The sequence below is a fragment of the Lentzea terrae genome (assembly GCF_003265345.1).
Lineage (GTDB): Bacteria > Actinomycetota > Actinomycetes > Mycobacteriales > Pseudonocardiaceae > Lentzea > Lentzea terrae.
This window is the reverse complement of record NZ_QFWW01000002.1, coordinates 389,184-409,993: the sequence shown is the minus strand read 5'-3', so window position 1 is coordinate 409,993 and position 20,810 is coordinate 389,184. Positions and strand designations below refer to the sequence as shown.

Below are 20,810 nucleotides of genomic sequence, written 5' to 3'. Positions count from 1 at the left end.
TTCGCGGGATGGTCGACGTTGCGCGTGAGGGCTCGGTTGTTCGCATCACGATGAACCGCGTTGCCCGGCGCAACGCGCTGTCTGCCGAGCACTTGAGTGAGCTGCTGGAGGCGTTCCGCGAGGCTGGTGCTTCCGATGCGGCTGGCATCGTCCTGGCCGCTGACGGGCCGGTGTTCAGCGCGGGGCACGACTTCGCTGACGTGCACGCCCGCGATGAGGAGGGCGTGCGGCTGCTGCTGGAGCTGTGCACGGTGGTGATGAAGACCATTCAGTCCGTGCCGCAGGTGGTGATCGCGCGCGTTCAGGGCTTGGCGACTGCGGCGGGGTGCCAGCTGGTGGCGTCGTGTGACCTCGCGGTTGCGGCGGACACGGCGGGATTCTCGTTGCCCGGCGGGAAAGCCGGGTGGTTCTGCCACACGCCCGCAGTGCCGGTAGCGCGGTCGATCGGGCGCAAGCGATTGATGGAACTGGTGCTCACCGGCGACGTCATCGACGCGCAGACCGCCGTCGAGTGGGGGCTGATCAACAAGGCCGTGCCCGCCGAGGAGTTGGACGCTGCCGTTGACGACCTGCTGGCGCGGGCTACCAGGGGGTCGCGGGCTTCGAAGGCCGTGGGGAAGCGGACGATCTACGCGCAGCTCGACCGGCCCGAGGCGGACGCGTACGACATCGCGCTGGCGGTCATGGCCGAGACTTCGCAGTCCCCGTCAGCCAAAGAGGGGCGGGCGTCGTTCCTGGAGAAGCGGCCGCCCGTGTGGCCCGACTAGTCGCGAGGAGCTTCAACCCGTCGGCGCTCGTGCTGCCCGGCTCCGCCTGGTAGATCACGAGCATCTGGCCCGGCGCCTCGCGCACGTCGAACGAGTGGAAGCTGAGCGTCAGCGGGCCGACGGCCGGGTGCACGAAGTCCTTGGTGTCCCTGTTCTTCCCGCGAACCTCGTGCTGCGCCCACAGTTCGGCGAACACCGGGCTGACGCTCAGCGCCTCGACCATCTCGCGCAGTCGTGGTGACTTCGGGTCGGCGGTCTGCCGCAGGTGCGCGACAGTGGTCTGCGCGAGCCACCGCCAGCGCGGGTAGAAACTCGTGGCGACCGGATCGAGGAACGTCATCCTGGCCGCGTTGTCGGCCGGTGTGAACGGCTCGTACAGGGCGTCGCCCAGCGCGTTCGACGCGAGGATGTCGAGCAGCGAACTCATGACGAACGCGGGGGTGTCGTGCAGGCCGCTGATGAGCCTGCGCAGTTCGGGGCTGACGACGTACGTCGAGTGCCCCTCCTCGGCGACCACTCCGGCGAGGCGGTGCAGATGGGCCCTGGCATCGGTGTCGAGCTGGAGTGCGCGGCTGAGCGCGTCGAGGACCTGGGCTGACGGGTTGGTCTCCCGGCCCTGCTCCAGGCGGGCGTAGTAGTCGGCGCTCACACCGGCCAGGACGGCGACCTCTTCTCGTCTGAGGCCCTTGACCTTGCGCTGGGTGTGGCTGGGCAGGCCCGCGTCCTCCGGGTTGACGCGGGCGCGGTGGGCTTTCAGGAACTCGCCGAGCACGTCCTCGAGGTTATTCGCCTCGCGCGTGTGTTGCCCGGGTGTGCCACACCTAGGCAGAAGGTGTCCTGGTTGGCGCTGTTCTGGCTGGCCATCGTGGTGGCCATGAGCAAAGTTGTGTTGATCAGTGGAGCTTCCAGCGGTATCGGTGAGGCCGCGGCCCGCGTCCTGGCGGCTGCCGGGCATCAGGTGTTCCTCGGGGCGCGCCGGGTCGATCGGCTGGAGGCGTTGGCCGAGGAGATCGGCGGAGCGCACGCGCCGCTGGACGTGACATCGCGTGAGTCGTTCCAGGCGTGGGTGGACGCGGCGGTCGAGCGGTACGGCCGCGTTGACGTGCTGGTGAACAACGCAGGCGTGATGCCCTTGTCCCCGTTGGACGCGCTGAAGGTCGACGAGTGGGACCGGATGGTCGACGTGAACATCCGCGGTGTGCTGAACGGTCTCGCCGCCGTGCTGCCGTTGTTCCGCGATGGAGGCCACGTCGTGAACGTCGCCTCCATCGCTGCGCACTCGGTCGTGCCCACCGCGGCCGTGTACTGCGCGACGAAGTACGCGGTGCGGGCGTTGTCCGAGGGGCTGCGTCAGGAACGGACCGACCTGCGGGTCACCGTGATCTCGCCCGGTGTCACGGAATCCGAGCTGGCCGACACCATCACGCACCCCGAGACGGCGGAGTTCATCGAGGAGTACCGGAAGAACGCCATCCCGGCCTCCGCGATCGGTGAAGCCATCGCGTACGCCGTCGCGCAGCCCGAGTCCGTTGACGTGAACGAGATCGTGGTGAGGCCGGTCGGCCAGCGCTAGGCCCCGGTGGTGGATCCGGGCCGGAGGATCATCAGCACGGTCACGGTGGCCCAGAGCAGGTTGAATGCGCCGGTGTACATGGCCAGGTGCTTGATGTCGTTGGTTTTGATGGCCTTCTCCTGGCCGGGCAGGATTTTCAGGGCGAGCACGAACGCGGCGGCGGTGGTGAGCGCGATCGAGACGATCACCCAGGGGTGGCCGGTCACGCCCATCACGCCGGCCGTCGCGAACCCGAAGACCGGTACCGAGATGCCGATCAGTGCGTAGACGCGGCAGATGCGGTGCAGGAGTTCGGGGTTGCCGTTGTTGGTGACGGCTTTGGGGAACATGCTGGCGGCGACGGTGACCGGGCCGATGGCGATGATGGCGGCCAGGACGTGGAGTGAGAGGAAGAGCTTGCTCACGCGGTCCTCCAGGCGGTGCCGCGGCGTTCGTGGGCGAAGAGTTGCTCGACTTCGAGCGCTCGCTGGGGGCCGATCTCGCGTTCTACGAGGTAGAGGCCGAGGTCGATGCCCGAACTGACGCCGGCGGCGGTGACCAGGTTGCCGTCGTCGACGATTCTCGCGCGGATGGCGTTGACGCCCATGGACTCCAGCGCGTGCAGGCCGAGGTGGTTCGTGGTCGCGTTGCGGCCCTTGATCAAGCCGGCCATGGCCAGCACCAGCGATCCACCGCACACGGTGGCGATGGTGTTCTTGTGGGTCAGTGCGGGTGCGAGAGTGGCCGTGGCCTTGCTGAGCAGCGCGATCGTCTCGTCCTCCTGGAGGGCGGCCGCGCCGGGTACGACGATGATGTCGGCGTCCGGGTCGAGCAGGGCGGTTGCCTTGAGCGAGAGCAGGTTCATCCCGGCCGGGACCTCTCGTGGCCCTTCCGCTGTGACGAGTTCGGCCCTGACTCCGGCCGCGGTCAGCGTTTCGTACGGGCCGATCACGTCCAACGGGTCAAAGCCGTCGAACAACACCACCTGAGCGAGCATTCGCCCCTCCCTGCTTGTCGGTGATCACGACGGTAGGAGCGGGCGGCGGCCGGGAGAACTGGCTGGAATGCCATGTTCCAACGGATTCTCGCCAGCTACGGTGGTGCACGTGCACGAGGTGGCAGTGGTAGCGATGGACAGCGTCGTCCCGTTCGACTTCGCGACTCCGGTGGACGCCTTCAACTGGACCGGGCGGTACCGGGTCCGGGTCTGCGGTCCGAAGAGGACTGTCGATGCGAGCTGCTTTCAGCTGAAAGTGCCGCACGGACTGGAGTTGCTGTCCGAAGTGGACACAATAGTGCTGCCGGGACATGATCCGGCCATGCAGGTTCCCAAGGCGCTCATCGCGGCGCTGCGGCAGGCTGCGGCGAGAGGCGCGCGCATTGCGTCGATCTGCACGGGCGCGTTCGTGTTCGCGGCGACCGGGCTGCTGGACGGGCTGCGGGTGACCACGCACTGGCTCGGAGCCGAGGAGTTGGCGGCACGGTTTCCGGCGCTGGAGGTCGACCCGGACGTGCTCTACGTCGACAACGGGCAGTTCCTGACGTCCGCTGGTGCCGCGGCCGGGCTGGACCTGTGTCTGCACATGATCCGGCGCGATCACGGGTCGGCGGTGGCGGCCGATGCGGCGCGGTTCGCCGTGATGCCCCTTGAGCGCGAAGGCGGGCAGGCGCAGTTCATCGTCACGCCGCCGGTCAAGCCGCAGGGGGCGCAGCTCGAACCCGTGCTGCGGTGGATGGAGGCCAACGCCGTGCGCGATCTGACGTTGGACGACGTGGCGAAACAGGCCGGCATGAGCACGCGGACGTTGAACCGCAGGTTTCGGGAGCAGACCGGCACGACGCCGTTGCAGTGGCTGCACCGGGCGCGGGTCCGGCAGGCGCAGCACCTGCTGGAGACCACGAACCAACCGGTGGAGCTGATCGCGAGCCGTGTCGGGTTCGGGTCGGCCACGGCGTTCCGCGACAGGTTCAAGCGGATCGCCGGCACCTCGCCGAACGCCTACCGCGCGGCGTTTCAGGGTTGAGCGTGCTCGTGCAGCAGGAGCAGCGTGTAGGCGGCGATCGACTGGGCGTCGGTGATCTCGCCCTTGGCGATCATCGTCTCGAAGTCGGCGCGCGGGAACCACGCCGAGCGCATGTCCTGCTCCTCGTGCTCCCGCTCGTGGAAGCCCTCGGTCAGCTCGGTCGCGAGGAACACCCGTCCGCGCTGCGACGACATGCCCGGCGCCACGTCGATCAGGCCCAGTTCGATCATCCGGCCGGCGCGCAGTCCCGTCTCCTCGCGGAGCTCGCGCGTGGCGAGTTCCAGCGGGTCGGAGTCGGCGCGGTCCGGCGCGGTGCCCTGGGGGAACTCCCAGCGTCGCAAGCCGATCGGGTAGCGGAACTGCTCGACGAGCCGCACGCGTTCGCCGTCCAGCGGGATGATCAGCGCGAAGTCCGGCTTGTCGACGACGCCGTAAATGCCGGTGGTGCCGTCGGCGCGCTGGATCTCGTCCTCGCGGACGGTCATCCACGGGTTCGCGTACACCTGACGGCTGCCGAGGTTCTCCACGCCACGGACCGTACCTAACGCCTCGTTTCTGGACACACCCCGTAGCCTGTCGCGGTGCGTCTCGTCATCGCTCGCTGCCAGGTCGACTACGTAGGCCGACTCACCGCCCATCTGCCCATGGCTCAGCGACTGCTGCTGATCAAGGCCGACGGGTCGGTGTCGATCCACTCCGACGACCGCGCCTACAAGCCGTTGAACTGGATGAGCCCGCCCTGCTGGCTGATCGAGGACCCGGACATCTGGACAGTCCAGAACAAGGCGGGGGAGAAGCTGATCATCACCCTCGACGAGGTGCTGCACGACTCCAAGCACGAGCTGGGCCCGGAACCCGGCCTGCAGAAGGACGGCGTCGAAGCCGACCTGCAGAAGCTGCTCGCCGAGCACGTCACGACCCTCGGCGACGGCTGGACCCTGGTGCGCCGCGAGTTCCCGACCGCCATCGGCCCGGTCGACCTGATGTGCCGCGACGCGTCCGGGGTCTCGGTCGCCGTGGAGATCAAGCGGCGCGGGGAGATCGACGGCGTCGAGCAGCTGACCCGGTACCTGGAGCTGCTCAACCGCGACCCGCTGCTCGCGCCGGTGCAGGGTGTGTTCGCGGCGCAGCAGATCAAGCCGCAGGCTCGGGTGCTGGCCGAGGACCGCGGGATCCGGTGCGTGGTGCTGGACTACGACGCGTTGCGCGGGATCGAGCCGGACGAGTTCCGGCTGTTCTGATAGACCACCATGAGCGTGTAGGCGAAGGTGTCGAGCCGGTTGTGGTCGAGATCCCGCAACCGGTAGACCGCAGATGTCACGTCGCCGGCTTCGGCAATTGCGCTGACCTCGTCCCGCACGGCCTCCGGCAGCGCTTCCCAGTCGGGCGCTGAGCGACAGGGGGCGCAGATTTCGCCCCAGGTCTCGTCGCAGCCCAAGAGCGGCCGGTCGCACGACGGGCATGTCCAGCCCACCTGGCCGTGCTCGGTCTCCGCGCAGGAACAGGTCCGCTTCCGCACTCCGTTGCGGTATGAAGCCATGATCATGTAGGTCATGGTCGGGCGCTGGTAACCGTCCAGTTCCGCCAGCCGGTAACCCGACGGGATCACCCTGTCCGCGTCGACCATCTCGCCGATCTCGTCGCGCACGGCCTGGGGCAGCGCTTCCCAGTCCGGCCGCAATCGACATGAGGTGCAGAGTTCGTCCCGGTCGTCGCTGCAGCCCACGCTCACCGCGCGGCACAACGGACAGAGCCAAGCCATCTGCTCGTGATCGGTCACCAGGTGAGTCTCCGCAACGCCGTATCCCAACGCATCCCATTTCTGATGAGCGCCCCATCGCGCCTCGTGGTTTCGTGATCACGCACGCGGGGTAAGAAGTCGCGCACCTGGAGTAACGTTCCCTCCTGGTCGTTCATGTTGGACTTTGTGGAAGTCTGGGAGGTGGGCCGTGCGAGTGTTGGCCGAGGCGGACCTGCGGCTCGACGCGGGGCCGATCGACTACGCGTTGCTCGTCATCTACTTCGTTGTGGTGCTCGGCATCGGCGTGATGGCACGGCGATCCGTGAGCTCCAGCCTCGACTTCCTGCTGTCCGGGCGATCACTGCCGGCCTGGGTCACCGGCCTCGCGTTCATCAGCGCGAACCTCGGTGCGCTCGAGCTGATGGGCATGACGGCCAACGGTGCGCAGTACGGCATGGCGACGGTGCACTACTACTGGATCGGCGCCATCCCCGCGATGGTGTTCCTCGGTCTCGTGATGATGCCGTTCTACTACGGGTCCAAGGTGCGCAGCGTTCCCGAGTTCATGCTGCGGCGCTTCGGCAAGCCTGCACACCTCGTCAACGCCATCAGCTTCGCCGTTGCGCAGATCCTGATCGCGGGCATCAATCTGTTCGCTCTCGCGGTGATCATCGACGCGCTGCTCGGGTGGCCACTGCCGGTGTCCATAGTGGTCGCCGCGATGGTGGTGCTCGCGTACACGGCACTCGGTGGCCTCAGCGCCGCGATCTACAACGAGGTGCTGCAGTTCTTCGTCATCGTGGCCGCGCTGGCGCCGCTCACGATCGTCGGCCTGATCAAGGTCGGCGGCTGGCAGGGACTGGTCGAGAAGGTCACCGACCAGGAGCAGTTGAGTGCCTGGCCCGCGACGGAACTCACCGGCCTCGACAGTCCTGTGTGGAGCGTCGTCGGGTTGGTGTTCGGGCTCGGCTTCGTGCTGTCGTTCGGTTATTGGACGACGAACTTCGCCGAGGTGCAGCGCGCGATGAGCGCGAAGTCGATGTCGGCGGCCAAGCGCACGCCGATCATCGGTGCGTACCCGAAGGCGCTCATCCCGGCGATCATCATCATTCCTGGCATCATCGCCGCGGTGATCGTGCCGGAGATGGCGCAGCTCAAGGCGGGCGACACGAGCAGCGGGGTGGTCTACAACAACGTGCTGCCATTGCTGATGCGCGACCTGCTGCCCAACGGCATCCTCGGGATCGCGATCACGGGTCTGCTGGCGAGCTTCATGGCCGGTGTGGCGGCGAACGTCAGCTCGTTCAACACGGTCTTCACCTACGACCTGTGGCAGGACTACATCAAGAAAGACCGGCCCGACGAGTACTACCTGCGCGTCGGACGGTTGGCCACGGTCGGCGCGTGCGTGCTCGCGATCGGCACGGCGTTCATCGCGGCGGCGCTCGGCGGGTCCAACATCATGGACTACATCCAGGCGCTGTTCTCGTTCTTCAACGCGCCGTTGTTCGCGACGTTCATCGTCGGCATGTTCTGGAAGCGCATGACGCCCACCGCGGGCTGGGTGGGTCTGCTCGCGGGCACGTTCACCGCGATGTTCGTCTACGCGATCTCGGAGCCGTCGTTCGGCATCAAGTGGCTGGAACTGCCCGGCCAGGGCGCGAGCTTCCTCGGTGCGGGTCTCGCGTTCGCGGTGGACGTCGTTGTGAGCGTCGCGGTCAGCCTCGTCACGCGGCCGAAGCCGGACAGCGAGCTGGTCGGACTGGTGTACAGCCTGACGCCCAAGGAAGACCGGTCGCACTCCACCACCGGTGAGGACGCGGGCTGGTACCGCTCGCCCGCCCTGCTCGGCGGCGGAGTGCTGGCGCTGACGACCGTTCTCTACGTCATCTTCGGCTGAGGGAGGCCGTCATGAGGTTGTTCGACCTGCGATTGATCATCGCTTTCCTCTTCGGTCTGTACGGCGTTGTACTCGTCGTCGTCGGGGTCGGTTTCACGTCCGACGACGACCTCAGGAAGGCCGAAGGGGTCAACATCAACCTGTGGGCCGGCGTCGCCATGGTGGTGCTGGCGGCGGTGTTCGCCGCGTGGGCGACGCTGCGGCCGCAGTTCACGAAGCCGGCTACGACTGGGGACGACCTGGGTAAACAGGGTTGAAGGCCTCGATCGTCCACGCGTCGAGCCAGTTGAATGCGCGGCGAATTCGGTTAACCACGTCTCTCCTTCTCTCGGGGTCTTCACCCGGTACAGCGCGTTGATCTTCTGAATCGTTCCCGTAGCGGAGGGTGACACGTGCCACGGGCTAACTCGGGGTACCGCCCACGAACGCCCGCAAAGGTCGCTACCGTGCACGTCGTGCTCCGTTTTCGTGCCACGCGTGCCATGGCTGTGGTCGCCGCCGCTGCCGTGCTGACGGCCGGCTGTGCGACTGGTCCCGGTCTCGCCAAACACCACTCGCCGCGCCGCACCGTGCAGGCGGGAGCGGATGCGAGCTCGACCGACCCGTCGGCCAAGCCGTCCGCGCAGCCGAACAAGCCGGTCGACCCGGCGTTCGCCGCCGAGCGGATGCGGCTGGTCAACCCGTGCGCGTTGATCGACAAGGACGTGCTGCAGACGGTCGGCACGCCCTCGAAGTACTCGAGCAGCTACTACACGCGCTGCTCCAACTACATGAAGGACAAGGCGGGCAAGAACCTCGGGATCACGCTGGACGTCGGCTACACGCTGACGTCCTCGGACCTCAAGAACGCGACCAAGCAGCTTGCCGGCCTGAAGAGCGGCGAGCAGAAGCTGACGTCGTCGTGCTTCATCACCGTGGTGACGCAGGAGAACCCGGCACAGGCCCTGCGCGTCCAGGTGACCACCGGCACCGGCGACCAGGCGGCCGAGCCGTGCGAGCCGGGGCGCAAGGTGCTCGAGGGCGCGGTCCGCAAGGCTCGGGGCAACCCGCAGAAGTACACGCCGCCCAAGGGCTCGCCGGTCGAACTCGACCCGTGCACGGTCGTCGACAAGGCGACGCTCGCGCCCGTTCTCGGCGCCTCGCCGCGGTCGCTGCCGTTCGGTCTGCACAAGTGCTCGTGGTACGCGCAGAACGGGCAGATGGAGCTCGAGTTCAAGACGGCGCGCATCCCGAAGGACGGCAAGTTCGACCCGAAGTCGGTCGAGGTCGACCTCGGTGGTGGGGTGAAGGGCTACCAGGTACTCAAGGAGGGTCCCTTCCCGACGTGCGACCTGATCGTGGTCCGCACGAAGGACTCGAGCGACGCGGGTGAGGTCGCCGAGTTCTCGATCGGGGCTCAGAAGGAGAACCAGCTGGACCGCTGCCAGGCGACGCAGGCGTTCGCCAAGGCCGTGCTCCCGAGCCTGCCCAGTGCCTGACGTGGCCGGGCGAGGCCAGGCGGGGGCTGAAAGTTCCTCAAGTACGCGTTAGTGTCAAGGTTACTGGCGAGTACCCGGGAGGGCCCATGACGCAGACCGCTTCGGACAGCGCGCTGTCGGCCGATGGCGAGCAGCGGCGGTTCGCTTCACTGGACCCGCGCACGGGCGAGGTCGTCGCGCATCACCCGATCCACACGGCGGCCGAGGTCGAGGACGCGGTGTCCTCGGCGCGCGAGGCCTTCGCGTGGTGGGCAGGCCTCGGGTTCGAGGGGCGCAAGACCAAGCTCGACGCGTGGCGCAGAGTCCTGTCGAAACGCGCCGACGAGTTCGTCGCGTTGATCAGCGCGGAGACCGGCAAGCCCGCCGACGACTCCCGCGTCGAGATCGCGCTGGTGATGGACCACCTGCACTGGGCGTCGCGGCACGCGGGCCGCGTGCTGGGCAAGCGCCGGGTCTCCTCGGGCATGCTGATGTTCAACCACGCGGCGACGTTGGAATACCGGCCGTTGGGTGTCATCGGCGTCATCGGGCCGTGGAACTACCCCGCGCACACGCCGATGGGTTCGATCTCGTACGCGCTCGCCGCGGGCAACGCCGTGGTGTTCAAGCCTTCCGAGTTCACGCCGGGTGTGGGCACGTTCCTCGCGTCGACGTTCAGCGAGGCGGTACCGGAGTACCCGGTCTTCCAGGTCGTGACGGGCTTCGGCGAGACGGGCGCGGCGCTGTGTGCGGCCGGCGTCGACAAGCTCGCGTTCACCGGCTCCACGCGGACCGGCAAGAAGGTCATGGCGGCGTGCGCTCAGACGTTGACGCCGGTGCTGGTCGAGTGCGGTGGCAAGGACGCGTTGATCGTCGACTCCGACGCCGACCTGGTCGCCGCTGCCGAGGCCGCGATGTGGGGCGCCGTGTCGAACGCCGGTCAGACGTGCGCGGGCGTGGAGCGCGTGTACGTGGCCGAGGACGTGGCCGACGAGTTCATCGAGATCGCGGTGAAGCGGGCGCGCAAGCTCAAGCCGGGTGGCGAGCCGAGCGCGAACCTCGGGCCGATCACGATGCCGTCGCAGGTGGAGATCATCCGCGAGCACGTGCAGGACGCGCTGGACCGCGGTGGCAAGGCGCTGGTCGGTGGGCCGGAGTCGATCAGGCCGCCGTACGTCGAGCCGGTCGTGCTGACGGACGTGCCGGAGGACTCGCTGGCGATCACCGAGGAGACGTTCGGACCGACCGTGGTGATCAACCGGGTGCCCAACGCGCTGGAGGGCGTGCGGCTCGCGAACCAGTCGAAGTACGGGCTGGGCGCAGCGGTGTTCTCGAAGTCGCGCGGCGAGGAGCTGGCGCGGGAGCTGCGGGTCGGCATGGTGTCGATCAACGCGGTGCTGACCTACGCGGCGATTCCCGGGCTGCCGTTCGGCGGCGTGGGCGACTCCGGGTTCGGGCGCATCCACGGTGAGGACGGGCTGCGCGAGTTCGCCTACCCGAAGGCCGTGACGAAGCAGCGGTTCAAGGCGCTGCTGGACATGACGACGTTCGACCGGTCTTCGCTGGCGGGCAAGCAGATGCTGCGGCTCGCGCGGATGCTCTTCGGACGCTGAAGAGCACCCGCGCGGCGCCCGGTCAGGCGCCGAGCTGCTTCTTGAGGTCGTCCAGCACGACGTTCGCGGCGAGCACGCCGAGACCGAGGAAGTAGGTCTCGTCGAGCACCGGCTTGGCCTTGCCCGCCTTGACGGCGTTCAGGCCGGTCCACAGCGGGCCGCCGAGCACCGAGGCCTGCGCGGTCTTGGCCGGGTCGCCGTAGGTGGAGTACACGACGAAGTCGGCGTCGGCCTTGCCGATCTGCTCGGCGCTGACCTCGGCGGCCAGGTCGTCGACCTGGGACGGCGTCGGCTGCGGGATCTTGGCGTCGATCAGGATCGTGCCGATGAAGGACTTCTTGGCGTACAGGCGGATCTTGCCGGGCATGAACCGCAGGGCCGTCACGGTCGGGCGCACGCCGAGCTTCTTCTCGATCGCGGTGCCGGTCTCGGTGGCCTTGTCCGTGTAGTCCTCGAGCATCTTCGCGGCGTCGGCCTGGCGGTCGAGCGCGGCGGCGTTGAGGAGGAAGTTCTCCTTCCACACGTAGCCGGGCCGCACCGCGAAGACGGTCGGGGCGATCGCGGAGAGCTTCGGGTACTGGGCTTCGGCGCGCAGCTGCGAACCGAGGATCAGGTCGGGGTTGAGCTTGGTGATCGCCTCGAGGTTGAGGTTGTTGATGGTGCCGACGTTCTCCGGCTGGCCGCCCTTGTCGCCGATGTAGGACGGCATGGTGGGGGAGCCGTCGGTGTAGGCGATGCCGACCGGCTTGATGCCGAGTGCGACGACGTTGTCGAGCTCGCCGGTGTCGAGCACGATCACCCGTTCGGGCTTCTTCTCGAGCTTGGTCTCGCCCATCGCGTGCTTGATCGTGCGGGGGAACACGCCCGGCTTCTCTTTCGTGCCGAAGCCGTTGCTCAGCTCGTAGGCCTTGCCGAAGTCCTCGCCGCCCTGGGCGACGGTGGGCTTGTCAGGCGTGCTCGAGCCGCAGGCGGTCAGGGTTAGCGCGACTGCGACGAGCAGCGCTGCTCTCTTCGACACGACGTGGTTCCTCCGCTACTTGGCGTGATGTTGACCTGCATTTCTTAGGGCAGGCTAACGGTACCGGGGGCGTTTGCCCGTTCCGAGTGTCAGACCCCCGGAGTAAGAAGGAACACGGTCACCTTTCTCGGGAGGGCGCGTCGATGAAAAAGATCATCAATGATCCGGAAACCGTGGTGCAGGACGCCCTGCGGGGAATGCAGGCTGCCCATTCCGATCTTTTGTCCGTGCACTACGACCCCGCTGTCGTGGTGCGCGCGGACGCCCCGGTGCAGGGGAAGGTGGCGATCATCTCGGGCGGTGGGTCCGGCCACGAACCGCTGCACGGCGGGTTCGTCGGGCGCGGCATGCTCGACGCGGCCTGTCCTGGCGCGGTGTTCACGTCGCCGACGCCGGACCAGGTGGCTTCCGCCGTGTCGCTGACGGACGGCGGCGCGGGCGCGTTGCTGATCGTGAAGAACTACACCGGCGACGTGATGAACTTCGAGATGGCAGGCGAGCTCGCGGAGTCCGAGGCGCGCTCGGTGGTGGTCGACGACGACGTGGCCGTGCAGGACTCGCTGTACACCGCCGGCCGTCGCGGGGTCGGCGGCACGGTGCTGCTGGAGAAGATCGTGGGCGCGGCGGCGGACCGCGGCGACGATCTGGCTTCTTGTGAGGCGTTGGCACAGCGCGTTGTTGGCGCGGTGCGCTCGATGGGCCTCGCGCTGACCGCGTGCACGGTGCCGCACGTGGGCACGCCGTCGTTCGAGCTGGCCGACGACGAGATGGAGATCGGCATCGGCATCCACGGCGAGCCGGGCCGCCAGCGGGTGCCGGCCGGGTCTGCCTCCGAGATGGTGTCGGCGTTGCTCGACCCGATCTTGGCCGACCTGCCGTTCGCGTCCGGTGACCGGGTGCTGCTGTTCACGAACTCAATGGGTGGAACCCCGCTGATCGAGTTGTACTTGGCGCACGGCATCGCGGAACAGCTGCTGGCTGATCGGGGGATCACGGTGGAACGCAGGCTCGTCGGCCCGTACATCACCAGCCTGGAGATGCAGGGCATGAGTCTCACCCTGCTTCGGCTGGACGACGAGATGATCTCGTTGTGGGACGCGCCGGTGCACACGCCCGCACTGCGGTGGGGAGTCTGAGGTGGGGTGCACGGCAGCAGACGTCGTCGCGGCGCTCCGGCTGGCCGCCGGGGTAGTGCAGGAGCACCGCGACGAGCTGGTGCGCCTCGACCAGGCGATCGGCGACGGTGACCACGGCGAGAACCTCAGGCGCGGCTTCACCGCGCTGCTGTCCCGGTTGGACACCGAGGAGCCCGCTTCGCCCGGCAAGGTGCTGAAGCTGGTCGCCACCACGTTGATCTCCACGGTGGGTGGCGCGGCGGGCCCCTTGTACGGCACGGCTTTCCTGCGCGCGTCGGCCGCGGTGGGTGACTTGGCGGAACTCGACTGCGACGCCATCGCCCGAGCCCTCCAGGCCGCGCTGGATGGTGTGGTTGCCCGCGGCAAGGCTGTGGTGGGTGACAAGACGATGGTCGACGCCCTGACGCCGGCGGTGGCCGCCGCGGAGTCGGTGGACGGCTCGGTGGCCGCGGTGCTGTCCGCGGCGGCCGACGCGGCCGCTGAAGGTGCGTCGTCAACGGTGCCGATGGTGGCGCGCAAGGGCCGGGCGTCGTACCTGGGCGAGCGCAGCGCCGGCCACCTCGATCCAGGAGCCCGTTCCACAGCGTTGTTGTTGCGGGCCCTCGCGGACGCGGCGGCCAAGGCATGAGCCGCGTCGGACTGGTCGTTGTCTCGCACAGCGACATGCTGGCCAACGGCGTGGCCGAGCTGTCAGGCCAGATGGCCCCGGACGTGGTGGTGCTGCCCGTCGGCGGCACGGAGGAGGGCGGCCTCGGCACCGACTACGGCTCGGTGGTCGAAGCCCTGGCAGACGCGGACTCCGGCGCGGGCGTGGTCGTGCTGTACGACCTGGGCAGCGCCAAGATGACGGCCGAGATGGCCGTGGAGTCCGCGGACGACCCGTCGCGCTACTCGGTGGTGGACGCGCCTCTGGTGGAGGGCGCGGTGGCTGCTGCCGTTGCGGCACAAGGCGGTGCCTCGCTGGCCGACGTCGCGGCCGCTGCGGAGGGCGCCTCTGGTGAGACGCCGGCCGCGGTGCCGTCGCGTCCTTCGTTGCACCTCGTGCCGGACGCGGTGTCGGCGGAGGTGTTGCTGACGAACGATGTCGGGTTGCACGCGCGCCCTGCCGCGTTGCTGGCGCGGACGGTCGCCGAGCTCGATGCCGAGGTCGTCGTGCGATACGGCGACGAGGAGGCGAACGCGGCCAGTGTGCTGGCGTTGATGGGGTTGAGCGCGCCGGGCGGTAAGACGATCACGGTGGTGGCCACGGGGAAGGACGCCGGGGAGGCGGTGCGGCGGATCGAGGAGCTGGCGGAACGGGGATTCGACGACTAGCTGCGCGCCAAGAACACCTCGCGCGTCCGAAAGTTGCCGCCGGTGCTCGGCCCGTGACTCGGCACCCCGAGCGGTCCGAAAGCGCCGTCCCGGAGCTCCTGCCCGCGACCCATCACCACACCCCTCCCGGCCCCAGCGCAGCTGTCACCAGAGCCCGCGCCGCCCAACCCGGATGGCTCAACTTCAGCCTGCCCCACACGGGTTCACCTGGCAGAAGACCGGGTCTAGGCGTTTGCTAGACCGATAACTGTTTCGATCCTGATGGCGAAGCTCACGGCGCCCGTTCGCACCGGGGGTGGCATAGTCGCCCGCAAGTTACTCCTTGGTAGCCCACGCTTTACCCCGCAGGGAGGTCTGCAGTGGCGCGCGAAATCAACACCGTCGGAGTCGTCGGCTTCGGAACCATGGGCGCGGGCATCGTGGAGGTACTCGCGCGCACCGGGCTCGCGGTCAAGGTGGTGGAGGTCGACGCGGCGGGCGTCGAGCGCGGCCTCGGGCACCTCGAGCACTCGACGAGTCGGGCCGTGAAGCGCGAGAAGCTCACGGAGGCCGAGAAGAGCGCGCTCGAAAGCCGCGTCTCGACGTCGCTCGACCTCCACAGCCTCGCCGACTGCGATCTGGTCATCGAAGCGGTGCCGGAGAACGTCGAGCTCAAGGCCGGGATCTTCAAGCAGCTGGACGAGATCCTGCAGCCTGAGGCGATCATCGCGTCGAACACGTCGAGCCTGTCGATCACCGAGATCGGCGTGCACACGCGCAGGCCGGGCAAGGTCGTCGGCCTGCACTTCTTCAACCCGACCCAGGTGCTCAAGCTGGTCGAGGTCGTGCGCACGGTCGTCACGGAGCCGGACGTGATCACCGACGTGGTGGCGTTCACGCAAAAGCTGGGCAAGTCGCCGGTCGTGATCGGCGACCGGGCCGGGTTCATCGCCAACGCGCTGCTCTTCCCGTACCTGAACCACGCGGTGAAGATGCTCGAGTCCAAGTACGCGACGCGTGAGGACCTCGACGCCGCCATGCGGTACGGGTGTGGTTACCCGATGGGGCCGTTGGCGTTGTTGGACCTCATCGGTCTCGACACCGCGTACGAAATCCTCGACACGATGTACCACCAGTCGCGCAACCGGTTGCACGCGCCGGCGCCGTTGCTCAAGCAGATGATCACGGCGGGTCTGCTCGGCAGGAAGACCGGGCGCGGCTTCTACACCTACGACGGGCCGGACTCGCCGGTGGTCGTCAAGGACGCGCAGACACCGTCCGAAGTGGACGCGACAACGCAGACCCGTGAGGTCCAACGGGTTGGTGTCATCGGCACGGGCACGATGGCGACCGGTATCGCCGAGGTGTTCGCCAAGCGCGGGTACGACGTGGTGTTGCGCGCTCGCAGCCTGGAGAAGGCCGAGAAGGCGATCGGCGCCGTCAAGAAGTCGTTGGACCGCGCGGTCAGCAAGGGCAAGCTCGCCGAACAAGATCGCGACGCAACGCTGGCACGCATCACGCCCGCCGTCGAGTTCGTCGAGTTGGCGGACTGCGACCTGGTCGTCGAGGCCGTCGCCGAGGAGATCGGCATCAAGAAGGAGGTCTTCGCGGCGCTCGACGAGGCGTGCAAGCCCGGCGCGGTGCTCGCGACGACCACGTCCTCGTTGCCGGTCATCGAGATCGCCGCGGCGACGAGCAGGCCCGAGGACGTCGTCGGCCTGCACTTCTTCAACCCGGCGCAGGTCATGAAGCTGGTGGAGATCGTCGAGACGATCTCGACGGGCGCCGACGTGGTCGCGACGGCCCGCAAGATCTGCCTCGACCTCGGCAAGCACCCGGTGCACTGCGGCGACGTGGCCGGCTTCATCGTCAACGCGCTGCTCTTCCCGTACCTCAACGACGCGGTGAAGATGCTGGAGGCCCACTACGCGGAGGCCGACGACATCGACAACGCGATGAAGGTCGGCTGTGGTCTGCCGATGGGACCGTTCGCGCTGCTGGACGTCGTGGGCCTGGACGTGTCGCTGGCGATCCAGCGCACGCTCTACCTGGAGTTCCGCGAGCCCGGTTTCGCGCCGGCGCCGTTGCTGGAGCACCTGGTGACGGCCGGTCGCCTGGGCCGCAAGACGGGCAAGGGATTCCGGGATTACTCGTGAGCCGCTAACAGGAGCACCATGTCTCGTCTGGCATGGTGGTGCCATGCGGCGACTGGTGCTCCTGTTGGCTGTCCTCGTGCTCGCTTCCGGCTGCGCCCGGACGACCGTCGGGGGCAGTCCGGTCGCGCAGGCGCCGCTCGACGTGACGTCGCCGTTCGACAAGGAGGGCTCCACGGAGCCCAGCTCGTCCGAGGAGCCGGAGACCGCGCCGATCGACGGTGAGGTCCAGGGCGTGTGCGCGAAGCTGAAGTGGACCGACCTGCCGTACCCCGGCGCGAAAGCAGAGACGCCGCCCACGCAGATCAACTACGACTCGACGTTCGACCAGTCGTGCCGCTGGACGACGAAGATCGACAACGTCGAGGTCGGCGTCTCCCTGCGGTTCCGCGAGGGCAAGCAGATCACGATCGAGCGCACCACCGGCGACTGGGACGTCAAGGGCCGCAAGGTCACCTACCTCGACCGCTCCGACGAGCAGGACGTCGAACCCTCGTGCGTGCTCGTCGTGCCGTACGACGCCGGTGGGCTCGGGATCATCATCATCGACTCGTCCGGCAAGTTCGGCACCGTCTGCGACCAGGGCCGCAAGGTCGCCGAGGTCATGATCGACCGCGAGAACTCCAACTAGTCAGCTTCTCCGGGTTCCGCACCGCCCAGATCCTGGTGATCCGGTCGCCCTCCACCTCGAACGCCGCGACCGTCACCGCGACACCGTCGCGAGTCGCAACGAGGCCAGGCCTGCCGTTGACGGTCCGGTCGAGAACCGTCAGCTCCGGCATCATGCGCGCGATGCCGACGAGGTAGCCCGCGATCTGCTCGCCGCCTTCGATCGGCTTCAGCGCGGTGCTGGCCAGCCCACCGCCGTCCGCGATCATCACGGCCGCCGGGTCGAGCAACGCGACGAGAGCGTTGATGTCCTTCGCTTCCCACGCCTGCCGGAAATCGCGCACGACGTCCGCGTGCCGTGCGGCCGGGATCTCGTCGCGCCGGGACGCACTGACGCGGCGTCGCGCGGAGGTGGCGAGCTGCCGGCACGCCGCCGGACTCCGGCCGACGATCTCCGCGATCTCCGCGAACGGGTAGCGGAAGACGTCGTGCAACACGAAGCTCACCCGTTCCGCCGGGGTCAGCTGCTCCAGCACCACCAGGAACGCCATGGTGACCGACTCGTCGAGGGTGACCTGGTCCGCCGGATCGCCCCAGTCCTCGCGGTCCGGGAGCGGCTCCGGGATCCACTCGCCCACGTAGCGCTCCCGCCTGACCCTGGCCGACCCCAGCAGGTCCAGGCAGATGCGCCCGGCCACGCGCGTCAGCCAGGCGCCGGGGGACTGGATGGCGTCCCGCTGGTCCGGTGGCAGGGCGTACCACCGCGAGCAGGTCTCCTGCAGCACGTCCTCGGCATCGGTCAACGAGCCCAGCAGGCGGTAGGCGACGTTCAGCAGCTGCCGCCGTTCGCGCACGATCACGTCAGCCATGCCCCCACCTCACATTTCGCGCGGCTGCGTCGTCGGACCGTCATGAACCTCTTGCGCGCCACCGTCGCCCTGCAGACCGCACTCATCTTCGTCCAGTCGATCACGGCGGGGCTGAGGATGACCCTCCCGCACGGCCACGTCTTCCACAGCGCCGGCTCGTACACGTTGTGGGTCGTGACGGTCGCCCACCTGGTCGTCGCGGTGCTCGCATGGCGACGAAGCGGGTCGCTTCAGCCCGTCTGGTACGCGCTCGGCTTCCTGGCGTTCATGACAGCTCAGGTGTACGCCGGCCTCTTCCACCTCACGGCCCTGCACGTCCCGCTCGCCGCGGCACTGCTCGTCGCGAGCGTGCTGTACCAGCTCAGGATCCGCAGCACCCGCCACCACAGCAGCCGCCACCCTGAGCAGCTTGCTGGGTCCCGCTGATCCCGGCCATCGACAGCAGCTTGACCGTGTCGGGGTGCCCGTCGGGGCAGTTCGCCGGCGCGGACGACTCGCTCATCGGGCGCTGCAGCTCGAAGGTGTCGTCGCAGGTTCGGCAACGGAACTCGTAGGTCGGCACGGGCTGATTCTACGAGCGATTACGGTGTGGCCGTGCCTCGTCGTAACGCACCCAGGAACGAAGATCCCCGACCGCTCGGAGGCGGTGTCGGCTGGGCCCGCGCCGAGTCTGGCCCGGACGGCGAGTGGCTGGTCCGCGCCATCTCGGGGGCACAGGCGCAGAAGACTTATCGCTGCCCCGGCTGTGACCACGAGATCCGCCCCGGCGTCGCGCACGTCGTGGCGTGGCCCGCCGAAGAGACCGGCTCGGTCGAGGAACGCCGGCACTGGCACCAGGCGTGCTGGGAGTCGCGCGGCCGGCGTGGGCCGACCGCGCGACGCTGGTGAGCTAGAGCCGTACCTGCTCGCGCCACCGTTCCAGCCGCATGCGGAACTCCTCAGGCTGCTCAACGGGCGAGAGGTGTCCCGCGCCTTCGATCCGTTCGCTCGTCGCGTGTTTCAACGTCACCGCGAGCTTCGCGGCCACGTCGGGCGGCGTGAGCTTGTCGTGCTCGCCCACGAGAACGAGCGACGGGACGTCGAGCGTCTCCAGCACGTCCGCGGAGTCGGGCCGCTTCGCCATCGCGCGCTGCCACCACGCCACGTCCTCGGCGCGCTGCTCGAGAATCATGGTGCGCACCAACGCTTTCGCCGCGTCCGAGGCGTCCGGGCCGAGCAGGTTCGGCAACATGGCCTCCGCCAGCCACTCGCCGACGCCCTCGCGCTCCACCCGGTCCGCCATCGCGTGCCGGGTCTCGACGGCTTCCGGGGCGTCTGCGGTGTGCTTGGTGTCGACGAAGACCAGGCCCCTCACGCGTTCCGGCGCCTGCCTGACCACCGCCATCGCGACGTAGCCGCCCATCGAGCACCCGCCGAGCACGACCTCGTCGCTCGGCAGTTCGGCGATGACCTGGCTCGCGAGCGTGTCGAGGTCCGGTTCGCCGTCCCCGCGCAACGACGGCGTCAGCGCGCCCGGCACGTCCCACATGCGCGCGTCGAGCGGAAAGGCGTGCAGCAGCACCAGATCCATCAGCTCTCCCACTCCGGCGCCAGCACCGACCACACCTCGAGGTCCTGCCGGACCCCGCGGTGCAGGAAGTACGAGCGCAGCACCCCGTCCTTGGTCATCCCGAGCCGCCGGGCGACCGCGATGCTGGGCGCGTTCTCCGACGACACCAGCCACTCAACCCGATGCATGCCGCGCTCGCGAATCGCCCAGTCGATCAGGATCCTCGCCGCCTGCGTGATCAGGCCCTTGCCGGTGGCGCTCGGCTCCAGCCAGCACCCGACCTCGGTCCGCGCCTGCTGCACGTCCATCACGCGCAGCAGCACGCCGCCGACCAGCTTGTCGTCGAGCCAGATCCCCAAGATCCGCCCGTCGTCGGCAGCCGCCTTGTCCGCGTAGCGCTGGAGCAGCGCACGCGCGTTTTCGAGGTCCTTCGCGGCGTCGGCGAACCCGATGTGCTGCCCGATGAACTCCCGGCCGCGCTCCATGTGCGCGAAGAACTCCTCCGCCTGCCAGGGTTCCAACGGCCGCAGCTCGGCGCCGTCCGTGCCCAGCGATTTCACGAACATCCTGTTTCCCCCAAGATGAGTGTGGTGACGACCCGAATCGTATTCGTGCGCCATGCAGACTCCGTCCGGCCGCGCCTCGGTGAACCCGACTACGACCAGCGGCCCCTCAGCCCGGCCGGGCTGCAGCAGGCCGAGGAGCTGGTCGAGCGCCTGGTCGCGTACGCGCCGGCGGTCGTGCTGTCGAGTCCGCAGTTGCGTGCGGTGCAGACCGTCACGCCGGCTGCCAAGGCGCTGGGGCTGGAGGTGATCACGTGGCCCGAGCTGCGGGAGTGGGAGTCGGGGCTGGTGCCGAGCGACGACTGGGAGACGCTCTACACCTACAGCTGGGCGAACACCTCGACCGCCCACGGGACAGGCGAGAGCCTGGACCAGCTGACCGTGCGGGCCGGGAAGGCGTTGGCGCGCATGGCTCAGGAGTACCCGGACGCCACCGTGGTGGTGGGGTCGCACGGGACGATCCTGTCGCGTGCGCTGATCGCGGCAGGGCATCACGCGGACTGGGACTTCTGCCGCACGATGCCGATGCCGGCGATCTACGAGGTCATGCCCTGACCTGCGCAGAC

At 68.5% G+C, this 20,810-nt stretch carries 26 protein-coding genes; 16 read left to right on the top strand and 10 right to left on the bottom strand.

Annotation, left to right across the window (positions count from 1 at the left end; translation table 11 throughout):
- Nucleotides 1-8 precede the first annotated feature (8 nt).
- Nucleotides 9-767, top strand: a complete 759-nt coding sequence (locus DI276_RS05180; RefSeq protein ID WP_112262099.1) for an enoyl-CoA hydratase-related protein — start codon at nt 9-11, stop codon at nt 765-767.
- Here DI276_RS05180 and DI276_RS05175 read toward each other — a convergent pair.
- The gene (locus DI276_RS05175) at nt 682-1,539 is read right to left on the bottom strand and encodes a helix-turn-helix transcriptional regulator (RefSeq protein ID WP_232836459.1); all 858 of its coding nucleotides are present in this window, start codon (nt 1,537-1,539) and stop codon (nt 682-684) included. The genes DI276_RS05180 and DI276_RS05175 overlap by 86 nt on opposite strands.
- A 102-nt stretch (nt 1,540-1,641) precedes the next feature.
- Here DI276_RS05175 and DI276_RS05170 point away from each other — a divergent pair, with 102 nt between their 5' ends.
- Nucleotides 1,642-2,340, top strand: coding sequence for an SDR family oxidoreductase (locus DI276_RS05170; RefSeq protein ID WP_112262228.1), 699 nt, complete (start codon nt 1,642-1,644; stop codon nt 2,338-2,340).
- Here DI276_RS05170 and DI276_RS05165 read toward each other — a convergent pair.
- Together DI276_RS05165 and DI276_RS05160 are read right to left on the bottom strand one after the other, a co-directional pair.
- Nucleotides 2,337-2,744, bottom strand: a complete 408-nt coding sequence (locus tag DI276_RS05165) for a hypothetical protein (protein WP_112262098.1) — start codon at nt 2,742-2,744, stop codon at nt 2,337-2,339. The two genes, DI276_RS05170 and DI276_RS05165, sit on opposite strands and share 4 nt — an antisense overlap.
- The gene (locus tag DI276_RS05160) at nt 2,741-3,316 is read right to left on the bottom strand and encodes a DJ-1/PfpI family protein (protein ID WP_112262097.1); all 576 of its coding nucleotides are present in this window, start codon (nt 3,314-3,316) and stop codon (nt 2,741-2,743) included. The genes DI276_RS05165 and DI276_RS05160 overlap by 4 nt, the downstream gene beginning before the upstream one ends.
- 109 nt (nt 3,317-3,425) lie before the next feature.
- Here DI276_RS05160 and DI276_RS05155 point away from each other — a divergent pair, with 109 nt between their 5' ends.
- Entirely contained in the window at nt 3,426-4,343 is a 918-nt protein-coding gene (locus tag DI276_RS05155) for a GlxA family transcriptional regulator (protein ID WP_112262226.1), read from the top strand.
- Here DI276_RS05155 and DI276_RS05150 read toward each other — a convergent pair.
- Nucleotides 4,334-4,870 carry an NUDIX domain-containing protein gene (locus tag DI276_RS05150; RefSeq protein WP_198680462.1) on the bottom strand — a complete coding sequence of 179 codons (537 nt, stop codon included), beginning with the start codon at nt 4,868-4,870 and terminating at the stop codon, nt 4,334-4,336. The genes DI276_RS05155 and DI276_RS05150 overlap by 10 nt on opposite strands.
- 54 nt (nt 4,871-4,924) lie before the next feature.
- On the opposite strand from DI276_RS05150, the gene nucS reads away from it, so the two are divergent.
- Entirely contained in the window at nt 4,925-5,584 is a 660-nt protein-coding gene (nucS, locus tag DI276_RS05145; RefSeq protein WP_112262096.1) for an endonuclease NucS, read from the top strand.
- Here the strand turns inward: nucS and DI276_RS05140 are convergent.
- Nucleotides 5,536-6,123 carry a hypothetical protein gene (locus tag DI276_RS05140; protein WP_157984525.1) on the bottom strand — a complete coding sequence of 196 codons (588 nt, stop codon included), beginning with the start codon at nt 6,121-6,123 and terminating at the stop codon, nt 5,536-5,538. The two genes, nucS and DI276_RS05140, sit on opposite strands and share 49 nt — an antisense overlap.
- A 169-nt stretch (nt 6,124-6,292) precedes the next feature.
- On the opposite strand from DI276_RS05140, the gene DI276_RS05135 reads away from it, so the two are divergent.
- From DI276_RS05135 to DI276_RS05120, 4 genes are all read left to right on the top strand, one after another.
- Nucleotides 6,293-7,984 (top strand): sodium:solute symporter family protein, encoded by a 1,692-nt coding sequence (locus tag DI276_RS05135; RefSeq protein WP_112262094.1) that lies wholly within the window; start codon nt 6,293-6,295, stop codon nt 7,982-7,984.
- An 11-nt stretch (nt 7,985-7,995) separates the two neighbouring features.
- Nucleotides 7,996-8,241 (top strand): hypothetical protein, encoded by a 246-nt coding sequence (locus tag DI276_RS05130; RefSeq protein ID WP_112262093.1) that lies wholly within the window; start codon nt 7,996-7,998, stop codon nt 8,239-8,241.
- A 198-nt stretch (nt 8,242-8,439) separates the two neighbouring features.
- Nucleotides 8,440-9,462, top strand: a complete 1,023-nt coding sequence (locus DI276_RS05125) for a hypothetical protein (protein WP_157984524.1) — start codon at nt 8,440-8,442, stop codon at nt 9,460-9,462.
- Nucleotides 9,463-9,548: 86 nt separating this feature from the next.
- A complete protein-coding gene (locus tag DI276_RS05120) occupies nt 9,549-11,054 on the top strand; it encodes an aldehyde dehydrogenase family protein (RefSeq protein ID WP_112262091.1) in 1,506 nt (501 codons plus the stop codon).
- 22 nt (nt 11,055-11,076) lie between these two features.
- On the opposite strand, the gene DI276_RS05115 is transcribed toward DI276_RS05120, so the two are convergent.
- The gene (locus tag DI276_RS05115; RefSeq protein WP_112262090.1) at nt 11,077-12,072 is read right to left on the bottom strand and encodes an ABC transporter substrate-binding protein; all 996 of its coding nucleotides are present in this window, start codon (nt 12,070-12,072) and stop codon (nt 11,077-11,079) included.
- Between the two features lie 143 nt (nt 12,073-12,215).
- Between DI276_RS05115 and dhaK the strand changes: the two genes are divergently transcribed.
- The 5 genes from dhaK (at nt 12,216) to DI276_RS05090 (ending at nt 17,285) form a co-directional block, all read left to right on the top strand.
- Complete coding sequence (gene dhaK / locus DI276_RS05110) at nt 12,216-13,208, top strand: dihydroxyacetone kinase subunit DhaK (RefSeq protein ID WP_112262089.1); 993 nt, start codon at nt 12,216-12,218, stop codon at nt 13,206-13,208.
- Between the two features lies 1 nt (nt 13,209).
- Nucleotides 13,210-13,836 (top strand): dihydroxyacetone kinase subunit DhaL, encoded by a 627-nt coding sequence (gene dhaL / locus DI276_RS05105; RefSeq protein WP_112262088.1) that lies wholly within the window; start codon nt 13,210-13,212, stop codon nt 13,834-13,836.
- Entirely contained in the window at nt 13,833-14,522 is a 690-nt protein-coding gene (gene dhaM, locus DI276_RS05100; protein ID WP_112262087.1) for a dihydroxyacetone kinase phosphoryl donor subunit DhaM, read from the top strand. The genes dhaL and dhaM overlap by 4 nt, the downstream gene beginning before the upstream one ends.
- Before the next feature lie 359 nt (nt 14,523-14,881).
- Nucleotides 14,882-16,657 (top strand): 3-hydroxyacyl-CoA dehydrogenase family protein, encoded by a 1,776-nt coding sequence (locus DI276_RS05095; RefSeq protein WP_112262086.1) that lies wholly within the window; start codon nt 14,882-14,884, stop codon nt 16,655-16,657.
- A gap of 43 nt (nt 16,658-16,700) precedes the next feature.
- Entirely contained in the window at nt 16,701-17,285 is a 585-nt protein-coding gene (locus DI276_RS05090) for a DUF3558 family protein (protein WP_112262085.1), read from the top strand.
- Here DI276_RS05090 and sigJ read toward each other — a convergent pair.
- Nucleotides 17,257-18,132 carry an RNA polymerase sigma factor SigJ gene (gene sigJ / locus DI276_RS05085; RefSeq protein ID WP_112262084.1) on the bottom strand — a complete coding sequence of 292 codons (876 nt, stop codon included), beginning with the start codon at nt 18,130-18,132 and terminating at the stop codon, nt 17,257-17,259. The two genes, DI276_RS05090 and sigJ, sit on opposite strands and share 29 nt — an antisense overlap.
- Nucleotides 18,133-18,174: 42 nt before the next feature.
- On the opposite strand from sigJ, the gene DI276_RS05080 reads away from it, so the two are divergent.
- The gene (locus tag DI276_RS05080; protein WP_112262083.1) at nt 18,175-18,558 is read left to right on the top strand and encodes a hypothetical protein; all 384 of its coding nucleotides are present in this window, start codon (nt 18,175-18,177) and stop codon (nt 18,556-18,558) included.
- Here DI276_RS05080 and DI276_RS05075 read toward each other — a convergent pair.
- Nucleotides 18,494-18,694 carry an FmdB family zinc ribbon protein gene (locus DI276_RS05075; protein ID WP_112262082.1) on the bottom strand — a complete coding sequence of 67 codons (201 nt, stop codon included), beginning with the start codon at nt 18,692-18,694 and terminating at the stop codon, nt 18,494-18,496. The two genes, DI276_RS05080 and DI276_RS05075, sit on opposite strands and share 65 nt — an antisense overlap.
- Before the next feature lie 32 nt (nt 18,695-18,726).
- On the opposite strand from DI276_RS05075, the gene DI276_RS05070 reads away from it, so the two are divergent.
- Nucleotides 18,727-19,020 carry a hypothetical protein gene (locus DI276_RS05070; protein WP_112262225.1) on the top strand — a complete coding sequence of 98 codons (294 nt, stop codon included), beginning with the start codon at nt 18,727-18,729 and terminating at the stop codon, nt 19,018-19,020.
- Between the two features lies 1 nt (nt 19,021).
- On the opposite strand, the gene DI276_RS05065 is transcribed toward DI276_RS05070, so the two are convergent.
- Both DI276_RS05065 and DI276_RS05060 read right to left on the bottom strand, forming a co-directional pair.
- Nucleotides 19,022-19,702 carry an alpha/beta fold hydrolase gene (locus DI276_RS05065; protein WP_112262224.1) on the bottom strand — a complete coding sequence of 227 codons (681 nt, stop codon included), beginning with the start codon at nt 19,700-19,702 and terminating at the stop codon, nt 19,022-19,024.
- Complete coding sequence (locus DI276_RS05060; protein WP_112262081.1) at nt 19,702-20,247, bottom strand: GNAT family N-acetyltransferase; 546 nt, start codon at nt 20,245-20,247, stop codon at nt 19,702-19,704. Before DI276_RS05060 ends, DI276_RS05065 begins: the two co-directional genes overlap by 1 nt.
- 45 nt (nt 20,248-20,292) lie before the next feature.
- On the opposite strand from DI276_RS05060, the gene DI276_RS05055 reads away from it, so the two are divergent.
- Nucleotides 20,293-20,799 (top strand): histidine phosphatase family protein, encoded by a 507-nt coding sequence (locus DI276_RS05055; protein WP_232836458.1) that lies wholly within the window; start codon nt 20,293-20,295, stop codon nt 20,797-20,799.
- Nucleotides 20,800-20,810: the final 11 nt, after the last annotated feature.